At 64.2% G+C, this 17,981-nt stretch carries 13 protein-coding genes; 6 read left to right on the top strand and 7 right to left on the bottom strand.

Going from position 1 to position 17,981, the window contains the following annotated elements; translation table 11 throughout:
- Positions 1-94: 94 nt before the first annotated feature.
- Positions 95-1,033 carry a universal stress protein gene (locus ACIQWO_RS06180; protein WP_402820620.1) on the top strand — a complete coding sequence of 313 codons (939 nt, stop codon included), beginning with the start codon at positions 95-97 and terminating at the stop codon, positions 1,031-1,033.
- A gap of 26 nt (positions 1,034-1,059) precedes the next feature.
- On the opposite strand, the gene ACIQWO_RS06175 is transcribed toward ACIQWO_RS06180, so the two are convergent.
- Positions 1,060-2,310, bottom strand: a complete 1,251-nt coding sequence (locus ACIQWO_RS06175) for an NAD(P)/FAD-dependent oxidoreductase (RefSeq protein ID WP_402820617.1) — start codon at positions 2,308-2,310, stop codon at positions 1,060-1,062.
- A 359-nt stretch (positions 2,311-2,669) separates the two neighbouring features.
- Here ACIQWO_RS06175 and ACIQWO_RS06170 point away from each other — a divergent pair, with 359 nt between their 5' ends.
- The gene (locus ACIQWO_RS06170; RefSeq protein ID WP_402820614.1) at positions 2,670-3,932 is read left to right on the top strand and encodes an MFS transporter; all 1,263 of its coding nucleotides are present in this window, start codon (positions 2,670-2,672) and stop codon (positions 3,930-3,932) included.
- 70 nt (positions 3,933-4,002) lie between these two features.
- On the opposite strand, the gene ACIQWO_RS06165 is transcribed toward ACIQWO_RS06170, so the two are convergent.
- The 4 genes from ACIQWO_RS06165 to ACIQWO_RS06150 are packed head-to-tail and all read right to left on the bottom strand — an operon-like array spanning position 4,003 to position 10,569.
- Positions 4,003-4,653, bottom strand: a complete 651-nt coding sequence (locus tag ACIQWO_RS06165) for a TetR/AcrR family transcriptional regulator (protein ID WP_402820611.1) — start codon at positions 4,651-4,653, stop codon at positions 4,003-4,005.
- Positions 4,650-6,167, bottom strand: a complete 1,518-nt coding sequence (locus tag ACIQWO_RS06160; protein WP_402820608.1) for an efflux transporter outer membrane subunit — start codon at positions 6,165-6,167, stop codon at positions 4,650-4,652. Before ACIQWO_RS06160 ends, ACIQWO_RS06165 begins: the two co-directional genes overlap by 4 nt.
- Positions 6,164-9,373 carry an efflux RND transporter permease subunit gene (locus ACIQWO_RS06155; protein ID WP_402820605.1) on the bottom strand — a complete coding sequence of 1,070 codons (3,210 nt, stop codon included), beginning with the start codon at positions 9,371-9,373 and terminating at the stop codon, positions 6,164-6,166. The genes ACIQWO_RS06160 and ACIQWO_RS06155 overlap by 4 nt, the downstream gene beginning before the upstream one ends.
- Positions 9,370-10,569, bottom strand: a complete 1,200-nt coding sequence (locus ACIQWO_RS06150) for an efflux RND transporter periplasmic adaptor subunit (protein ID WP_402821862.1) — start codon at positions 10,567-10,569, stop codon at positions 9,370-9,372. Before ACIQWO_RS06150 ends, ACIQWO_RS06155 begins: the two co-directional genes overlap by 4 nt.
- 694 nt (positions 10,570-11,263) lie before the next feature.
- Between ACIQWO_RS06150 and phbB the strand changes: the two genes are divergently transcribed.
- Both phbB and ACIQWO_RS06140 read left to right on the top strand, forming a co-directional pair.
- Positions 11,264-12,007 (top strand): acetoacetyl-CoA reductase, encoded by a 744-nt coding sequence (phbB, locus tag ACIQWO_RS06145; protein WP_402820602.1) that lies wholly within the window; start codon positions 11,264-11,266, stop codon positions 12,005-12,007.
- 42 nt (positions 12,008-12,049) lie between these two features.
- Positions 12,050-12,640, top strand: coding sequence for a hypothetical protein (locus ACIQWO_RS06140; protein ID WP_402820599.1), 591 nt, complete (start codon positions 12,050-12,052; stop codon positions 12,638-12,640).
- On the opposite strand, the gene ACIQWO_RS06135 is transcribed toward ACIQWO_RS06140, so the two are convergent.
- On the bottom strand, positions 12,622-14,619 hold the full coding sequence (locus tag ACIQWO_RS06135; protein WP_402820596.1) for an alpha/beta fold hydrolase: 1,998 nt from the start codon (positions 14,617-14,619) through the stop codon (positions 12,622-12,624). The two genes, ACIQWO_RS06140 and ACIQWO_RS06135, sit on opposite strands and share 19 nt — an antisense overlap.
- 111 nt (positions 14,620-14,730) lie before the next feature.
- Complete coding sequence (locus tag ACIQWO_RS06130) at positions 14,731-15,414, bottom strand: phosphatase PAP2 family protein (RefSeq protein ID WP_402820593.1); 684 nt, start codon at positions 15,412-15,414, stop codon at positions 14,731-14,733.
- 200 nt (positions 15,415-15,614) lie between these two features.
- Between ACIQWO_RS06130 and ACIQWO_RS06125 the strand changes: the two genes are divergently transcribed.
- Together ACIQWO_RS06125 and ACIQWO_RS06120 are read left to right on the top strand one after the other, a co-directional pair.
- Entirely contained in the window at positions 15,615-16,766 is a 1,152-nt protein-coding gene (locus ACIQWO_RS06125) for an acyltransferase family protein (RefSeq protein WP_402820591.1), read from the top strand.
- 125 nt (positions 16,767-16,891) lie between these two features.
- Complete coding sequence (locus tag ACIQWO_RS06120; RefSeq protein WP_402821859.1) at positions 16,892-17,884, top strand: diguanylate cyclase domain-containing protein; 993 nt, start codon at positions 16,892-16,894, stop codon at positions 17,882-17,884.
- Positions 17,885-17,981 lie beyond the last annotated feature (97 nt).

The following is a 17,981-nucleotide window of genomic DNA, read 5'->3' as shown; positions in this document are numbered from 1 at the left end:
ATAGTGGAAACGTCGTGCAAGGTTCGTCAGATGAAACATCGGGATGGCCGGACACGCGCATGGCATTCCTTCGACTCTCAACGCGAGGCTGCTCATGACAAAACGCATTCTGCTGGCGACCGACGGTAGCGAGTCGTCACGCCGCGCATTGCGCGAGGCCGCTGCCTTTGCGCGTCACGGTGACGCGATCCGCGTCATTCACACCGTGGAAGACCCCGTCAATTTGCTGACGGCCGCCTTCGGCAAACTCATCGATCTCGAACAGGTGCGCCGCGATATGCAGCGCGAAGGCGAAGAGCATCTCGCACGGGCGGTGCTGTACTTGCGCGAAGAAGGCTTCGACGCGCAGGCGCATCTGCTCGACTTGCGCACCACGGGCGAAACGGTGCCTGAAGCGATGACGCGTGAAGCCATCGAGTGGGCTGCGGACATCATCGTCGTCGGGACACACGGTCGCAGTGGCGTTCGCCGCGCGATGCTCGGCAGCGTTGCGGAGCAGATCCTGCGCAGCGCGGAAGTGCCGGTGATGCTGGTGGCGGGCGAAGCACGGCCGCATCAGCGGTTGCGCGCGGGCGGCCATTACGAACGTATTCTCGTCGCGCTGGACAACAGCGAGACGTCGCGGCTCGCCTTCGAATATGCGTTGGCACTGGCGCGCACGCATGGCGCGTCGCTGCGGGTGGTGCACGTGCTCGACTTACCGGGACCGTTCCTCGCAGGTTTCGATCCGGAGCCGTTGCTCGACGCTGTGCGCGCCGTCGCCGAACAGGTGCGAAGCTGGGCGCAGAAGCGCTTGAAAGAGGCGGAAGTGCCCGGTGAAATCGAGATGCGGGAGATTCAGCCGGTGGGTGAGGGCGTGGCGGATCAGATCATTGCTGCGGGCCGCGATGCCGACGTCGACCTGATCGTGCTGGGCACGCACGGCCGACGTGGATTCCGGCGCTTCACGCTAGGCAGCGTGGCAGAAGATACGGCCCGTCATGCGGGCCGTCCGGTACTGCTGTTGCCCGCTCACGCGCCGTCCGCCAAGTAAGGTCGACGGCGCGCAGGCGGTCGCGATCAGCCGAGTTCGGCCAAGAGCGTCTTGAGCGGCGTGGCGGCATCGGCCAGACGCGCCGGATCGACCACCGCACGGCGGCCGACAAGTTCGCGCGCCGTCATGAATTCCTGCGCGCGGTTGATGCTCGCAGCGGCCACGATTGCGCCATCGCGCAGATAGAACAGCATGAAGACGGCAGCGCCCTGTGCATCGGGCAGACGGCGTTCGATCACGGCGTCGTGACCATCGGTCATACCGACCATCTGCAACTTCGCGTTGAACTGATCCGACCAGAACCACGGGGCGGTCGCGACGGCCTTCGGTGCGTCGCCATGCACCACGCTTGCGGCTACCTTCGCCATTTCGCTAGCGCTCGGCACCGACTCCAAACGGATGCGACGGCCGAGTGCCGGGTGTTCGTGATGCGCGCAATCGCCCACGGCAAGAATCGCCGGATCGCTGGTGCGGGCAAATTCGTCCACGACGATGCCGTTGTCGACGGCCAGACCGGCGGTTTGCGCGAGTTCGGCGTTCGGGATCAGGCCGATACCGACGACGACCACGTCCGCTTCCAGACGCTTCTCCCCGGCCACCACGGCCACCACATTGCCTGCGGCATCCTGTTCGAGGGCGGTGACGCCCACGCCCACTTGCACGTCCACACCGTTCTCGCGGTGCAGCGTTGCGAAGAAGCCTGCGAGATCCGCTTCGGCCACGCGGGCGAGCAGACGCGGCGCGGCTTCGAGCACCGTCACTGAAGCGCCTGCCTTGACGGCGCTCGCCGCCACTTCCAGACCGATGTAACCGCCACCGACGACCACGACACGCTTGCCCGGTGCGAGCGCTTCACGCAGGCGCTGTGCGTCGGCGATGTTGCGCAGGTAGTAGACGTTGGATGCATCGCCGCCGGGAATCGGCAGGGGACGCACACGGCCGCCGAGCGCGAGCACGAGGTTGTCGTAACCGAGCGTCTGGCCGTCGTCGAACGAGACGGTGCGCGCTGTGCGGTCGATGGCCGTGGCCGTCACGCCGAGGCGTACGTCGATCTCGGCTTTCTCATAGGCGTCGGCCGGGCGGATCAGCAAACTGGCTTCGTCGGCCTGACCGGCGAGGAACGCTTTCGAGAGGGGCGGGCGGCGATACGGCAGATGGGTTTCGCTGCCAGCAAGCACGATGCGGCCGGTGTAGCCGAGTTGACGCAGCGCGAGGGCGGTTTCGCCGCCGGCTTGACCGGCGCCGAGAATGACGGTGGTGGAGGTGGCTTCGGACATGGAATTGGAGACGTAGGAAGCTTGAACAAAGCGAATGAATTTGGCCGCCAGTGTAATGCATTGGCGTCATCAAAGCGTCTCGGATACCGTCAGATGGCGCTTGCGTCGCTCGATCTGGCGCATTCGGGCACGTAGGGCAGCGGGTCGCGCGGCGGTCGGACGTCGCGCAAACGTCGCCCGTCTCGCTCGCCTGGCACACGGGTTTGGTCAGGCAAAACCCCCGTCGGAGCCCTCGTCGTTTCGCGGTGTTCGAGCATCCATGCGGGCTACGGGCCGGTTTTGGACGCGCTTGCCTGATGGTCGGTTTTCAGGCGTAGAGTGATTTCGTCGCGCAACATTGCCGCCGATGGAGGGACACCATGGCCTGGACTAAAGAACAGAAGCATGTGGTAACGGCAAGCTATCTTGGGTGGACGCTCGACGCGTTCGATTTCTTCCTGATGGTGTTCGTGCTCAAGGACATCGCAAAGGAGTTCAATACCGAGTTGGGCAGCGTGGCGTTCGCGCTGTTGCTTACGCTGGCGATGCGTCCGGTCGGCGCGTTCGTCTTCGGTCGACTGGGCGACAAATTCGGACGCCGCCCGGCCATGATGGCAAGCGTGCTGCTGTACGCCTTGCTTGAGCTGGCCTCCGGTTTCGCCCCGAGTCTTACCGTCCTCCTGATCCTGCGCGCGCTCTTCGGTATCGCGATGGGTGGCGAATGGGGTGTGGGTGCGGCGCTTACGATGGAGAGTGTGCCGACGCACTCGCGCGGCATCGTCTCCGGCCTGTTGCAGGCGGGATATCCGAGCGGGTACCTGCTGGCGTCGGTCGTCTACGGACTCTTTTACGACAGCATCGGCTGGCGTGGCATGTTCTTCGTCGGCGTACTCCCGGCGTTGCTCGTGCTCTACATCCGACGGCACGTGCCCGAGTCGCCCGCTTGGCGCAAGGGCGAAGCGACCAGTGCCGCGCCACGCGCCAACTTCGTGCAGGTGCTGTCGCGCGACTGGAAACTGGCGTTGTACGCCATCGTGCTGATGACGGCCTTCAACTTCTTCTCGCACGGCACGCAGGATCTGTATCCGACCTTCCTGCAAGTGCAGCACAAGTTCGATACCCACACCGTGAGCTGGATCGCCATCACGTACAACATCGGTGCGATTATCGGCGGGCTGTTCTTCGGTGCGATTTCGGAGAAGATCGGACGCCGTCGCGCCATCATCATTGCGGCGCTGATCGCGCTACCGGTGCTGCCGTTGTGGGCGTTTTCCAGCGGCGCGGTACTGCTGACGGTCGGCGCGTTCCTGATGCAGATTTCGGTGCAAGGGGCGTGGGGCGTGATTCCTGCGCACCTAAACGAGCTGTCACCCGATGAGATTCGCGCCACGTTCCCGGGGCTCGTCTACCAGTTGGGCAATCTGTTTGCGTCGGTCAACGGGAATTTGCAGACGACCATCGCGAAGGCGCACGACGGCAACTTCGGTTTGGCGATGGCGCTTGTGGCCGGGACGGTGGCGGTGGTGATCGCCGTCATGATCTACTTCGGACGCGAGCGGCGCGGGGTGGTGCTGGGTACCGGTGCCGATACCGATACGCCGCAGACAGGGGCGATGCCGCCCGGCGCATCGATGTCGCACTAGCGCGCCAGCGAAAGGTGCGTGCCGGTGATGACTGCACCGGCATGCACCGCGCCGCCATTCGACCGTCGCTTCACTCGTCCGTTTGTGGCGGTGTAAAGAACACCATCTCGACTTGCTTGAGCAACGCCGGGCCGAACGCTTCGCCGCCGACTTCAGGTGCGATCACCTGCATGAGCACCGGCGAGCCGGGCGGCGGATGCAGCGCATGGGCGAGTACGCAGAAGTACATCGCCGGGTGTTCGGCGCGAATCACGCCTGCCGCCATCCCTTCCACGATGAGCTTTTCCATGCAGTTGTAGACCGGTTCGAGCAGGTGGCGATAGAGAATCGCGCCGCGCTCGCCTGTCTCGGACGCATGCAGGGAAATGAAGCACTTGTGTTCGGGGTGCTGCACCGCATAGGCCGCGATGAGCCCGATGGCGTCGCGAAGGCGGTCTCTGACCGGTCGCGTTTCGTCCACCGAAATCGCACGGAGCGTTTCGACGGGGGTGGCCAGCGCGGCTTCCAGCGTATCGACACAGGCGCGCCACAGCTGTTCCTTCGAGCCGAAGTGCACGCGCACGAGGCTCGCGTCGACCTTGGCGGCCGCAGCGATGCCGCGCAGGTTCGCGCCGTCGTAGCCGAGGTGCGAAAAAGCGTCGATGGCCGCGTCGAGCAAGGCGGCGCGGCCATCGGGGAGGTGTTTGGGGCGTCGGCCCCGGGTCGTCGTTCGGGTGGTCATCGTCTGGCTACGTCTTGCGACGGGGCCGGTTGTGCCGCAGCCGGGGCCTGCGCTGGGGCAGCATCGGCAGGCTCGGGCGGCACGCCCATCGCGTAAAACAGTAGCGCAGTATCCGACAAACGCGCGCCGGTTGCACGCACCGTCGTCAGGTAGGCGTTCCAGTACTGCTGCTCGCGACCGCGTGCGGACGACACCGGCAAGGCCCCCAGACGCACCCGTGCCGCCGTATCGCGATAGATCTGCTCGGCCGCCGCACTGGCGCTATCGGCGTGCAACAGCGACGTATTGTCCGCTTCGAGCGACGCCAGCGTGTCCGCCACGTTCTTGAACGCCGTCAGCACAGTCTGCTTGTACTGTTCGACGGCCGCCTCGTACGTCGCCTGTGCCGCGCGACGCTGCGCAAGCAACGCGCCGCCGTGGAAGATCGGCTGCGAGATCGACGCCGCGATGCTCCACAGCGACCCGGCGTTGGACATCACCGTCGGCCAGTTGAAGCCGCCTTTGCCCATCGATGCGCTGAGCGACAAGCTCGGGAACATCTGCGCCGTCGCCACGCCGACCTCGGCCGAGGCCGCCTTGAGCGCCATCTCCGCCGCCTGAATGTCGGGGCGCGATTGCAGCAGCGTCGACGGCACGGACACCGGCACGGTGCGTGGCACCTTCAGCTCGCCGAGCGCCAGATCGTCGGGGGCTTGATCGGGCGTACGGCCGAGAAGGACGGCGAGCGCATGACGCGTCGATTGCCACTGCGCACGCAGCCCCGGCAGCGACGCGGCCAGCGATTCGGCGTTCTGGGCAGACGCCAGCGCATCGGCGCGAGACACCGCCCCAAGGGCTTCGCGTCGGGCCATGTCGGTGGCATCGGCTTGCGCCAGCTCGACCAGTCGCTCGGTCGCCTTGACCTGCGCACCGAGTACCGACGCGCCAATCGCACCGGAGACGATGTTCGCCGCGAGCGCCTGACGCGCCGATTCCAACTGGAACGCCTGCTGATCGACTTGCGCGGCGAGCGACGCATTGGCGAAGCGAGACGCCCCGAAGAAGTCGAACGTATAGCGCGCCTGAATCTGTCCGACGAACATGTTGTACAGCGCCGTCGGCGGACGGATGTTCGGAATGCCGAGGTTGCGCTCGCGGGCCACTTCCCCGCCAAGATCGATGGAAGGGAACAGCGACGAACCGATCTGCGCCTTCAACTGCTCACGCGCGGCTTGCAGCGCATGATCGGACGCCGCCAGATTCGGACTGTTACGCAGGCCTTCGTCGACGAGTGCGTTGAGTTTGTCCGACTCGTAGGCTTGCCACCAGGCTTTCACCGGCGGGGCCCCCACGTCGAAGCGTTGCGAAGCCCCTTGCGCCGTGACCGTGCGCTCGGGCAGGGCGTTCGCGCCGTAGTGTGACGGCGACGGCATCGCTGGCGGTTTATCGCCCGGCGTGAACGAGCAGGCGCTCAGCCAGAACATCGGGACGAGCGGGGCGCACCGCAGTGCGCGTGAAACGATGCGCGAAGTCATGAGCGGTCTCCTTGCGAACTGCCGGACGAAGCCTGAGACGGATGATCGGCACGTTCGTCGTGACGAATACGGAACGCCGTCGCGTACAACGCGGGCAGGAAGAACACGGTCAGAATGGTGGCGCTGGTGATACCGCCCATCAGGGCTGTCGCCATCGGTCCGAAGAAGTTACTGCGCAGCAGCGGAATCAGGGCAAGCACGGCGGCAGCGGCGGTGAGCGTAATCGGACGGAAGCGTCGCACCGTTGCACTGACGATGGCGTCAAAGCGTGGGTGTCCTGCCGAAATGTCCTGCTCGATCTGATCGACCAGAATCACCGAGTTACGCATGATGATCCCGAACATGGCGATCACACCGAGCATCGCAACGAAGCCGAACGGTTTTCCGAACAGCAACAGTGTGGCGACGACCCCGATCATGCCGAGCGGCGCGGTCAGCACCACCAGCATTGTGCGTGCGAAGCTCTGCAACTGAATCATCAGCAGCGTGAGCACCGCGATCACCATGATCGGCATTTGCGCGTTGATCGACGCCTGACCCTTGCCCGACTCTTCGACCGATCCGCCGATCTCGATGCGATAGCCGACCGGCAATGCCTTGCGGATATCGCCGAGCTTCTTGTAGACGGCTTCGGTCACATCGATGCCTTGCTTGCCAGCGCGCACGTCGGAGCGCACGGTAATCGTCGGCTGACGGTCGCGCTCCCAGATCACGCCGTATTCCAGTTCGTCCACCACGCGGCCGAGCGTGGCGAGCGGCACCGGGCCGTTGGGCGTCGGCATGGCCAGCGTTGCGAGCTTCGCCGGGTCCATGCGTTCGGCCTTCGGCGAACGCAGCGTGATCGAGATCAGCTTGTCGCGTTCGCGGTACTGACTGATGTCGTAGCCGGTGAGCGTCATGGCGATGAAGTTCGCGATGTCCGACGAACTGACGTTCAACGCACGCGCCTTCTGCTGATCCACTTCGAAGCGCACCGAGCGTTGCGACGGCTCGTCCCAGTCAAACTGGACGTCGACCGTGTCGCCGTTGTTGCGCATCACGTCCGCCACTTGCTCGGAGATCTTGCGCACGGTGCCGATGTCGTCGCCGCTTACGCGGAACTGCACCGGGAAGCCGACTGGCGGCCCGTTCTCGAGACGCGACAGACGGGTGCGCACGCCCGGCATGGCCTCGCGCAGCTTCGGTTCGAGCCACTGCGCGAGCGCCTCGCGCTCTTCCACCGATTTGGCGGTGATCACGAGCTGCGCGAAGTTCGGCGTGGGCAGTTGCTGGTCGAGCGGCAGATAGAAGCGGGGCGCACCGGTGCCCACGAAACTCACCGTGTGATCGATCTCCTTACGGCCTTCGAGCAGCTTTTCGAGGCGTTCCGTCTCGCGCAGCGTGGCCTGATACGACGCACCCTCCTGCAAGCGCAGGTCCACCATCAGTTCAGGCCGGTCGGAACTCGGGAAGAACTGCTGCGGCACGAGCGAAAAGCCTGCCATCGCGATCAGGAACAGCACGACAGTGATGACGAGCACGATGAACTTGCGCTCGATGCACCACGTGAGCCAGCCGCGCAGACGGTTGTAGAACTTCGTATCGTAGACCTCGTGCTCGTGATCGTCGCCGTGATGCGCTTCGCGCGGGCGCTCCGGCAGCATCTTGTAGCCGAGCAGCGGAATGAGCACCACCGCCGCGAGCCACGACGCGAGCAGGGCAATCGCCGAGACTTCGAAGATCGAGCGCGTGTATTCGCCGGTGCTCGACTTCGCGAGCGCGATCGGCAGGAAGCCGGAGACGGTCACGAGCGTGCCGGTGAGCATCGGGAACGCGGTGCTGGTGTACGCGAACGCGGCGGCCCGCTTGCGATCCCAGCCCTGTGCGAGTTTCACCGCCATCATTTCGACGGCGATGATCGCATCGTCCACGAGCAGGCCGAGCGCGAGAATCAGGGTGCCGAGCGAGACCTTGTGCAGCCCGATGTCGAAGATGTACATGAACAGCGACGTGACGGCGAGCACGACCGGAATCGAAATCACCACCACCATGCCCGTGCGGAAGCCAAGCGAGACAAGGCTCACGACCAGCACGATAGCAACGGCTTCGGCCACGGCTTCGAGGAAGTCGTCGACCGAGTGAGACACCGACTGCGACATGCTCGCGACTTCCGTCAGCTTCAACCCGGCAGGCAACTGCGCACGCAATTCGCCCATGGTGTTCGCAAGCGCTTTGCCGAGGTGGATGACGTCCTGTCCCTTTTGCATCGTGATACCGATGCCGAGCACAGGCTTGCCGCCGAAGCGCATTTCCGAGACGGGCGGATCGACATAGCCACGCTTGATCGTCGCAATGTCACCGAGGCGGAACGTGCGGTTGTTCACGCGAATGAGCGTGTCGGCGAGTTCGTCGACATTGCGGTACTGACCGCTCGGGCGCACCACCACGCGATCGTTCGGCGCTTCGATGGTGCCTGCCGGTGAGACTGCGTTCTGACCGTTGACGGCTTGCGCAATTTGGTTCGGCGAGATGCCGAGACGGGTGAGTTGCGTGTTGCTGATTTCGACGTAAATGCGCTGATCCTGATCGCCGAAGTAGTCGACTTTCGCCACGCCGGGCACGCGCAACAGCACAGTGCGCAGCGCGTCGGCGTAGTCACGCAGTTGGGCGGGGCCGAAGCCGTCGCCTTCGAGCGTGAAGATGTGCGTGTAGACGTCGCCGAACTCGTCATTAAAGAACGGCCCCTGCACGCCCTGCGGCAACGTGTAGGCGATATCGCCGACCTTTTTACGCACCTGATACCACTCTTCGGGCACCTCGTTGGGTGGCGCGGAATCCTTCATCGAGAAGAACAACAGGGACTCGCCGGGGCGCGAATAGCTGCGCTGGAAGTCGATGTTGGGCATCTCCTGAAGCTTGCGTGCGATCCGGTCGGTGACTTGCTCCTGCACCTGCTTGGCGGTCGCGCCCGGCCAGAACGTGCGAATCACCATCACGCGGAAGGTGAACGGCGGATCCTCCGATTGCGCGAGACGCGAGTAGGCAAGAATGCCGAAGATCGTCGCCATCGCGATCAGGAAGATCACGAGCGACTTGTGACGTAGCGCCCACGCCGAGAGGTTGAAATGCCCCTCCTCGTGACGATAGTCCTTCGGTGCATCGGTGGCGGCGGCTGGACCCGGTTGCGGATCCTGGGGTACGGGCGGCTTCCCGTCCTGCGTGCTCATGACGCGAAGTCCTCAGGATGCAGCGGCGCGACCACGCGCACTTTCTGACCGGCGGTCACGGTGTGTACGCCTTGCCAGACGATGCGCTCGCCAGGCTCGATGCCACCTGCGACCGTGACAGTGCGCTCGCCATAGCGAACGATCGTCACACGGCGCAGGGCGAGCGTGTCGTCCTGCTTGACGACCCACACGGCAGGTTGGTTGCCATCATGGAAGAGTGCGGTGGAGGGCAGGGTGATGGGGTGCGCGTTCGCAGCAGTCGCGGCCGTCGCGCCGGATGCCGCAGCCGGTGCAGACGCATTCGCTACAGGGGCAGCGCCCGCGGGCAGCGGCTGGGCGAAGGCGACGTTGGCCGTCATGCCGAGTTTGACCTCGTTGCCGGGTGACAGCAGCGAAAGCTTCGCGCGATACGTGCGGCTCATCGGATCGGCAGCGGGCGAGATTTCTCGCACGCGTGCCTGCCACGTCTTGCCCGGAATCGCAGGGAGAGAAACGGTGGCCGTCTGCCCGATGCGGAACGCGCCGAGCGCGACTTCGGGGACGTCGGCGATCACATCGACATCACCCGTCCAGGCCAGTTGATACACCGGCTGACCGGCGCTGACGTTCTGTCCGGTGTCGGCTTGCTCGGCGGTGACGACGCCGTCACGGTCCGCCTTGAGGTTGCCGTAGCTCAACTGATCACCCGCGAGGGCGGCCTGTTGCGTAGCCTGATTGCGCTGCGCGAGGGCACTGGCATACGCGTTCTCGGACTGTTCGAGCTGCGCGGGGGCGATCAGATTCTCGCGCGCCTGCGCGCGGTCGCGGTTGACCGTCTGCGTCGCGTAATCGAGTTGATGCTGCGCGGCGTCGAGTTGCGCACGCGCGCTGGCGGCATTCTTCGACAAGTCGGCGGGGTCGAGTCGGGCGACGACCTGACCTGCCTTCACGGCGTCGCCAAGGCGCACCGAGCGGTCGACGATCTTGCCTGCCACGCGGAACGACAGCGGCGTCGTGTAGCGCGCTTCGATCTGCGCGGGCAGCGATGCAATCGGCGTTTGTTCGGTGAGCTTTGCGGCGACCGCGACGACCGGTCGCGGTGGCGGCTCCGGCGGCGCCTTGCGCGAGCAGGCGGCTAGTGCGGCGGCGGCAATGGCGGTGGTGGCGACAGCCAGCACGAGCCGACGTCGGGGAGCGGTATCAGGGGGAAAGGACATCATGCGCTCGTGACCCACAAAATAGGAATTCTGGTAGGAAAAACAACGAGTTACGACGACTTCAACGACGTGATCGCAATTGTGGTGTCCGCCCCGAGGACGGCCGTCTCCGCGCGATCCGGAAAAAATCTACGGGCGATGATATATGGATTGCCGGTGCGCTGCAACGGCCACGAAAGCGCTCGACGCGCACCCCTGTGACTATCGATAGGGGCGGGTCATTGGATTGTTGTTGGTGAGGTGCGAATGACCAACCAACAAATTATTTTGGAGTACGATGCCTGACAGGCGTACCCGCAAGCGTGTACGCGAGTGTAGTGTCAGCAGATCGTCACATTGCATGCAATCGACGCGGTGACGACGCGCGCTGACGCGCATGTCAGAAAGGCTACTCTCCGGGACAAATTGTCACAACCGAGGAACGTTGTCGCGCACATCGAGTCGCACTCGGGCCAGTTGCAATGACTGGTGACATCGCAGCGTTGACACCCGGCAGTTCACAACAAGAGCAGCACAGGAGGTCGATGCCGGCAGCGCGCTTTTCGATGCTGACGGTGCCGAGTGGCGCTGCGGCTTGACCAGGGTCAAGCGAAGTCTTTGCCGGGGTGTCGATTGCCACAGCAAGTCGGTCGTTCGCGACTATGCTGGATGTATCCGAAGTTTAACGACAGACGTTAACCAGAGACGGATAGCCATGACAACACGAACAGCATTGGTGACAGGTGGCATGGGCGGTTTGGGCGAGGCGATCAGCCTGCGTCTTGCCGATGCCGGGTACCGCGTTGCGGTCACCTGCTCACCCCAAAATCACGATTGCGAGGGATGGGTCGAGCGCATGCGCGCAACGGGCCGAGACTTCGCCGCTTATCGTGTCGACGTTGCCGACTTCGCGTCCTGCGAGGCTTGTGCGAAGGCCGTCGAATCGGACTCCGGTCCGGTGGACATTCTCATCAACAATGCGGGGATTACGCGCGACGCCACCCTGCGCAAGATGACGGCCGAAGACTGGCAGTCGGTATTGCGCACGGATCTGGATAGCGTTTTCAACATGACCCGGCCGCTGTTCGGCGGCATGGTCGCGCGTGGCTGGGGACGCATCATCAACATCTCCTCGGTCAACGGCAGTCGCGGCGCATTCGGGCAGGCGAACTATGCGGCGGCGAAAGCAGGCATGCACGGTTTCACCAAGGCGCTCGCGCTGGAAGTCGCCAAATCGGGTGTGACGGTCAACACGATCTCGCCCGGCTATCTCGCGACGAAGATGGTCACGGCCGTGCCGCAAGACGTGCTCGAATCGCGCATTCTTCCGCAGATTCCGGTCGGCCGACTCGGCCGTCCCGACGAAGTGGCTGCGCTCGTCGCCTTTCTTGTGTCGGACGACGCAGGTTTCATCACCGGCAGTAACCTCGCCATCAACGGCGGCATGCATATGGAGTGACGTGCAGCGACGCATCAAAACTACTGACTTAGGAGATTGACGATGTCACAGGAAACGAATCCGGCACTGGCGCTGGTCAAACTGGGTACGGCGAGCGCGCTGGGTGCTTACGGGATTCTGCTGGAAGCCGCGCAACGCACGCATCAGTTGCAAGTCGAGCGCGACGGCGAGTTGCTCAAAGCCCATTCAGAAGCGGCCAAATCCCTGGGCGGCGCGAAAGACTTCAATGGCCTGCTCACGGCCCATCTGCAACTGCTCAATGGCCAGATCGCTCAGCAGAACGAGTTCTGGCGCGAGTGGCTGGCCGTGTGTGCGAACAACCAGTTGCTGTGGGCGGAGCATTGCCGCAAGACCGGTGAGGAGCTACAGCACGGCATGGCCGGTGCCATGACGTTGCCCGACCTGATCGGTGCGGGCACGGCCGCAGGTGCGGCGACGCAGGCGGCCGAAGCGCCGTTACAGAAGTGGTTCCAGGCGTTCAACGAGGCGACGCAGGGCACGATGGACGCGTGGCGTCGTATGTCGACGGAAGCCGTCCAGGCGACCGAAGCCGCAGTGTCGCAGCAGTCGCCGCTTAACGGTCGTGTGCCGCCGAAGCGCGGCGGCAGCCACGCTCAGCGTTCGAGCACGTAAGTACCGGGCGCGTCGCCGAGCGAAGTCGCTGGCGGCCAGGGGGCGGCGACAGGTTTGTCGCCGCCCCCGTGTTTTCCTTGTGCCAGCAGCCACGCCTGCCATGCGGGCCACCATGAGCTTTGCATCGCGGGGGTCGCACCGAACCATTCGTCCGGATCGCGATAGGCCGAACCGGCCACGCGCGTGGCGACCCGGTGATGACTACGTGCATGTCCCGGCTCGCACACCACCCCCACGTTGTGCCCGCCCGAGACGAGCGCGAACGTCAGATCGCCGTGGTTCAACAGATGCATCTTGTAGACCGAGCGCCACGGAGAAATGTGATCGCGTTCGGTTGCCACGACGAACAACGGTACACGAATATCCGAGAGTGCCACCGGTTGCCCGCCGATTTTGAGCGTGCCCGTCGCCAGTGCACTGTTCAGATACAGTTCGCGCAGACATTGACTGTGCAGACGTGCGGGAATGCGCGTGGTGTCGGCGTTCCAGACGGTGAAATCGGTCGTCTGTGCCGGTGCGCCGAGCAGGTAGTCGTGCATGAGGCGTGACCAGATCAAGTCGCGCGAATTGAGCAACTGGAAGGTACCGGCAAGTTGCTCTCCGCCGATGAATCCCTGCCGCCACATCATCGCTTCGAGATACGCGACCTGACTCGCGTCGATGAACAGGCCCAACTCTCCCGGTTCGCTGAAGTCCGTTTGCGCGGCGAGCAGTGTGACGCTGGCCAGCATGTCGGCATCGTCCGCCGCCTTGCGTTTCGTTTGTCCTGACTGACCGGCTGACCCCGATTCACGCGCCAGCGTTGCCGCAGCGACGGCGAGCAGCGTGCCCCCGAGACAGTAGCCGCAGGCGTGCACGGGCACGTTGCCGGTCATGCGGCGCACTTCACGCAAGGCCGTCAGCAAGCCCGATTCCAGATAGTCTTCGAGGCCCCGGTCGCGATCTTCCGGACCGGGGTTATGCCAGGAAATCATGAAGACGCTATGGCCTTGCGACACCAGATAAGCCACCAGCGAATGCTGAGCTTCCAGATCGAGGATGTAGTACTTCAGAAGCCACGACGGCACGATCAGTATGGGTTCACGCCAGGTCTGCGCCTGCGCAGGCGCATATTGCAGCAGTTCGAAGAACGCGTTTCGATAGACGACCTTGCCCGGCGTGGCGGCGATTTCGTGTCCGACGCGAAACGCCTTGCACGCCTCGGGGCCTGCGCCCGGGGCGTTGCCTGCCGCCATATCCCGCAGATCCGACCACCAGCGTTGTGCACCCTTGACGAGGTTCTGCCCCTGCGTCTCGCGAATCGACAAGAGCACTTCGGGGTTCGCCCACCACTGATTGCTCGGCGAGAAGACGTCGAGCCACTGCCGCGTCATGAAGCGCACGACGTCGCGATGATGCGGATCGACGCCCGGAATCTCGCCGGTCATCTCATCGACAAACGCCTGCGTGCGCAGGAATCGCTCGCGCCACCAGGAAAACGGCGGTTTGTCCCACGACGGATCGCGAAAGCGCCGGTCGGCGTCGTGCGGACCACCGGCGTTCGTGGCATCGGTGCTTGCAGGCTTGTCGATGGCGGCGAACGCCTTGAACACATTCAACTGATGGCCGGGGGCGGTCGCTGCGTGCATGATCCAGTCGGCCCACGCAAGTGCGACGGCGGCGGGCGAGACGTTGCCGGTGAAACGCGCGGTCGTCGCCATGGCGGCGCGATCCAGATGATCGGTGAACGACGTTGAAGGGGAGGGCGAGGGTGTGGCTTGTGGCTTCGGTGCGACTGGCGTTGCCTTGTGCGTCACCGAGGCGTCAGCCGTCGCTCCATGCGGCACAGTCCGGCGCGTGGGTGGGCTAGCCGTCTTCGGTGCGCCCCGAGACCTCGATGCGGTGGACGATACGGGCGGCGGTGGGACATCCGCCGTCTTGCGGGACTTGTTGGATCGGGAAGTCGTGGAGCGGGACGTCTTGTCACTGCGAGCAGGCATGGCGGACTCCGTTCGGTCGCACGACGTGGGTCGCGCGTTTCACTGAATATAACGCACGCCACGTATGACTACTCTGATCTACGACAAGTTGCGCCCGCGCGCATCGATCGCCTAGCGCACTGGGGCGGGGCTTGGCGTTGGAAGCGCAGGCGTCACCGGTACCGTCGGTGCGGGCACGGGCTTGCGGGCCAGCCAGCTATAGCGTTTGAAGGGTTGTTCGCGGCCCGACATGATGAGCGCGATGTCGGTGATCCAGCGTTGCGTCGGCACACTCTCGCCGTGCAGCCACATCATGAGGACGAACAGACTCGCGGCCATCGGCAGCGTCTTCAGATTGGGCGCATCGTCGCCGCGCGTGTACCACGCGAATGCCGCACAGACCGAGAAGCCGACGATACAGCCCGCAATCGACTCCGAGACCGAATGCGCCGACAGCGCAACCCGTGAGACGCCCACGGCTACGCTCCCGGCGGCCGCGACCACCGTGCCGAGTACCCGCCACGGCCATGGCAGCTTGCTCAGCAGTAACCACGCGATGACCGGATAGACGGTCGCGGCAAAAAAAGTATGGCCGCTCACGCCGGTGAAGTCGATTTCGCGAACGCCAAGCCCCCAGCCGAGGAACATGACCTTCGAGACGGCTACGACGAGTGAGCCTGCGCCAAAGAGTGCAATCCAGGCGAAGGCAGCGTGCCATGCGCGTGCGGAAAGCAACCAGAGGATGAGGGCGGCGGCCAGCGGCACCGTGACGGCGGCGCTACCGTAATCGGTAATGGTGATCCAGAAGTTAGACATGACTGCCGAATGACGGCCCGGGAGCAGGGCGCTCCGGGCGAAAGCGCTATCTTACGCGTGCCGCCGTGACGAAACCAAATTGTCATGTGGCGGTGCGATAAGCACGCCGGTAACCCCGTCGAATTCGATGGGGTGTCACCGGGACAACGGCATAGTACGATGTCTGCGGTGTGACCCCCCGCACACCTTCCGGAGTTTTCATGGCTTTACCCCCGGCGCAAGCGCCTGCGCTGCGCACGCGCAACGACGGCATCGACCTGCTGCGCGGCTTGTCCATTCTGTTCGTGGTCGTTCACCACCTTGCCCTGAAGTTTCGTCTGCCGCTCGGCCCGAGTTTGCTGGGCGACGTCTTGCCCGAGCGCATCGTCAAGGGCATCAGTTTCAACGGTTACGAAGCCGTGTTCGTCTTCTTCGTGATTTCCGGTTTTGTGATTACGCGTCGTTCGCTGGAGCGCTACGGTTCGCTCGACGCCATGCGCTGGCGCCACTTCTATGCGCTGCGCGCTGTTCGCATCTTCCCGTTGCTGCTCCTGCTGCTGGCTGTGCTGTCGGTGATGCATTTGCTTGGTGTGCCGACGTTCGTCATCAACAAGCCGGGGCAATCGCTCGCCGGTGCCCTGACGTCGGCCCTCACGATGACCCTCAACTGGTACGAGGGCCGCACGAACTGGCTGCCGGGGGGATGGGACGTGCTCTGGTCGCTCTCCATCGAAGAGTGCTTCTATCTGGCGTTCCCATTGCTCTGTCTGTTGCTGCGCGGGCCGTGGCGCGTGTTCGCGCTCCTGGCGCTTGCCGTTTCGCTGCCTTGGACACGCGCGGCGCTGGCAGGCAACGAGATCTGGCAGGAGAAGGCTTATCTTCCGGGCATGGCGGCGATCGCCTGGGGCGTGCTCACGGCATTGCTGATGCAACGCGTGACGCTCTCGCGCGGTGTGGCACGAGGCCTCGGCGCGCTGGGCGTAACAGGGTTGCTTGCCGTCGTATTTTTCAACGACCTGTTGTGGCCGCGCCTGCACGACCACGTCATGTTGCTGCTGTGTCTGAGTGCGGCGCTGTGGCTTGCCGCCGCCCATGGCTCCATGCGCGCCATGCCGCGCGGCTTTGGCTGGCTGACGCAAATGGGCCGCTGGAGTTACGAGATCTACCTCAGCCACATGTTCGTCGTGCTGGCCGTGACGCCAGCGTACCGTGCGCTCGCGGGCGACGACATGCGCTGGACGTTCCTCGTCTACGTGCCCGTGCTGATCGTCTGCACGCTGCTCGGTGGTGCGCTGCACCGGCATGTGAGCGGACCGGCCGCACGGCGTCTGCTGCCGCGTCAGCCAGGTGTGACGCCAGCAGCAGCGTTGTGATTCGTTGACGCTTGCGACACTGCACCGGGCGTTTTGAGGTGAGTTTCCAAACGCACGATGGTACATTTCGGGTTCACGCTTTTTGAAGAACAGGATAGGTCGTGAGCCAAAACGCCGTCGCCGTTATGCCCGAAAGCAATACGCTTTTGGAGATCGTCAAAACACAAACCGAAATTGCCAAACTCGGCTTGGATCTTGGCGGCGTGATGGCCTTTGTGACGGAGCGGGTGCAGCACCTGACGCAGGCGAATGGCGCAGTGGTGGAGCTGGCCGAAGGCGACGACATGGTGTACCGGGCGGCGTCCGGTGTCGCAGCCAACCTGTTGGGCATGCGTCTGTCGCGCGACGGCTCACTCTCGGGCCAGTGCGTGAAGACGGGCGAGATCCTTCGCTGCGACGATTCCGAGACCGATCCGCGTGTCGACCGCGAGGCCTGCCGCAAGGTCGGTCTGCGCTCGATGATCGTCACACCGCTCAAGCATCTGGACACGACCGTCGGCGTGCTCAAGGTCTTCGCGCCCGAACCGTCGGCGTTCCCCGACGCCGACGTCCGCACGCTCGAACTGATGAGCGAACTCATTGCGGCGGCGATGTTCCATGCGGCGCGCTTCGAGACGAGTCAACTCTATTTGCAAGCCACGCACGACGCGCTCACCGGCTTGCCCAATCGCGCGTTGTTCTACGACCGCTTGCGACAGGCAGTGCACCTGGCGCTGCGTTCGTCGTCGTGCCTGGGCATTCTGAACATCGATATGGACGGGCTCAAGCCCATCAACGACCGCTACGGCCATCGTGCAGGCGACGCCGCTATTCGTGCCGCCGCCGAGCGCATGAACGCCACGGCGCGACGCTCGGACACCATCGCACGCGTGGGCGGCGACGAATTCGGCATGATTCTGTGCGGCATTCACTCGCGTGAAGACGCCGAAGCGCACAGCCAGCGACTGGCAAAGGAAGTGGGCGCGCCGTTCGAATTCGAGGGCAAGTCGCTCGAACTGGGGGTGAGCGTGGGTATCGCCATGCTGCCTGACGACGGCACCGATATGACGCAACTGATGGATCACGCCGACGAGGCGATGTACGCCATCAAGCGCACGCGTCCCGGCACACGACGCTGACCCGCCCGGCGACGCCGCATCCGGCGCTTGCCCATGTCCGTGCATCGTGTTGAGTAAAATCCCAATTCCCGGGGTTTTGGCCGCAACTTGCGGTAAG

The organism is Pandoraea sp. NPDC090278 (assembly GCF_044772185.1).
Lineage (GTDB): Bacteria > Pseudomonadota > Gammaproteobacteria > Burkholderiales > Burkholderiaceae > Pandoraea.
The sequence above is the reverse complement of the archived record's forward strand: the minus strand, read 5'-3'. Positions and strand labels throughout refer to the sequence as shown.

Coding starts and splice junctions, on each gene's coding strand:
- ACIQWO_RS06125 (WP_402820591.1), top strand. CDS start 15,615: ATGGCTTTACCCCCGGCGCAAGCGCCTGCGCTGCGCACGCGCAACGAC.
- phbB (WP_402820602.1), top strand. CDS start 11,264: ATGACAACACGAACAGCATTGGTGACAGGTGGCATGGGCGGTTTGGGC.
- ACIQWO_RS06120 (WP_402821859.1), top strand. CDS start 16,892: ATGCCCGAAAGCAATACGCTTTTGGAGATCGTCAAAACACAAACCGAA.
- ACIQWO_RS06180 (WP_402820620.1), top strand. CDS start 95: ATGACAAAACGCATTCTGCTGGCGACCGACGGTAGCGAGTCGTCACGC.
- ACIQWO_RS06135 (WP_402820596.1), bottom strand. CDS start 14,619: ATGCCTGCTCGCAGTGACAAGACGTCCCGCTCCACGACTTCCCGATCC.
- ACIQWO_RS06175 (WP_402820617.1), bottom strand. CDS start 2,310: ATGTCCGAAGCCACCTCCACCACCGTCATTCTCGGCGCCGGTCAAGCC.
- ACIQWO_RS06160 (WP_402820608.1), bottom strand. CDS start 6,167: ATGACTTCGCGCATCGTTTCACGCGCACTGCGGTGCGCCCCGCTCGTC.
- ACIQWO_RS06150 (WP_402821862.1), bottom strand. CDS start 10,569: ATGTCCTTTCCCCCTGATACCGCTCCCCGACGTCGGCTCGTGCTGGCT.
- ACIQWO_RS06165 (WP_402820611.1), bottom strand. CDS start 4,653: ATGACCACCCGAACGACGACCCGGGGCCGACGCCCCAAACACCTCCCC.
- ACIQWO_RS06155 (WP_402820605.1), bottom strand. CDS start 9,373: ATGAGCACGCAGGACGGGAAGCCGCCCGTACCCCAGGATCCGCAACCG.
- ACIQWO_RS06130 (WP_402820593.1), bottom strand. CDS start 15,414: ATGTCTAACTTCTGGATCACCATTACCGATTACGGTAGCGCCGCCGTC.
- ACIQWO_RS06140 (WP_402820599.1), top strand. CDS start 12,050: ATGTCACAGGAAACGAATCCGGCACTGGCGCTGGTCAAACTGGGTACG.
- ACIQWO_RS06170 (WP_402820614.1), top strand. CDS start 2,670: ATGGCCTGGACTAAAGAACAGAAGCATGTGGTAACGGCAAGCTATCTT.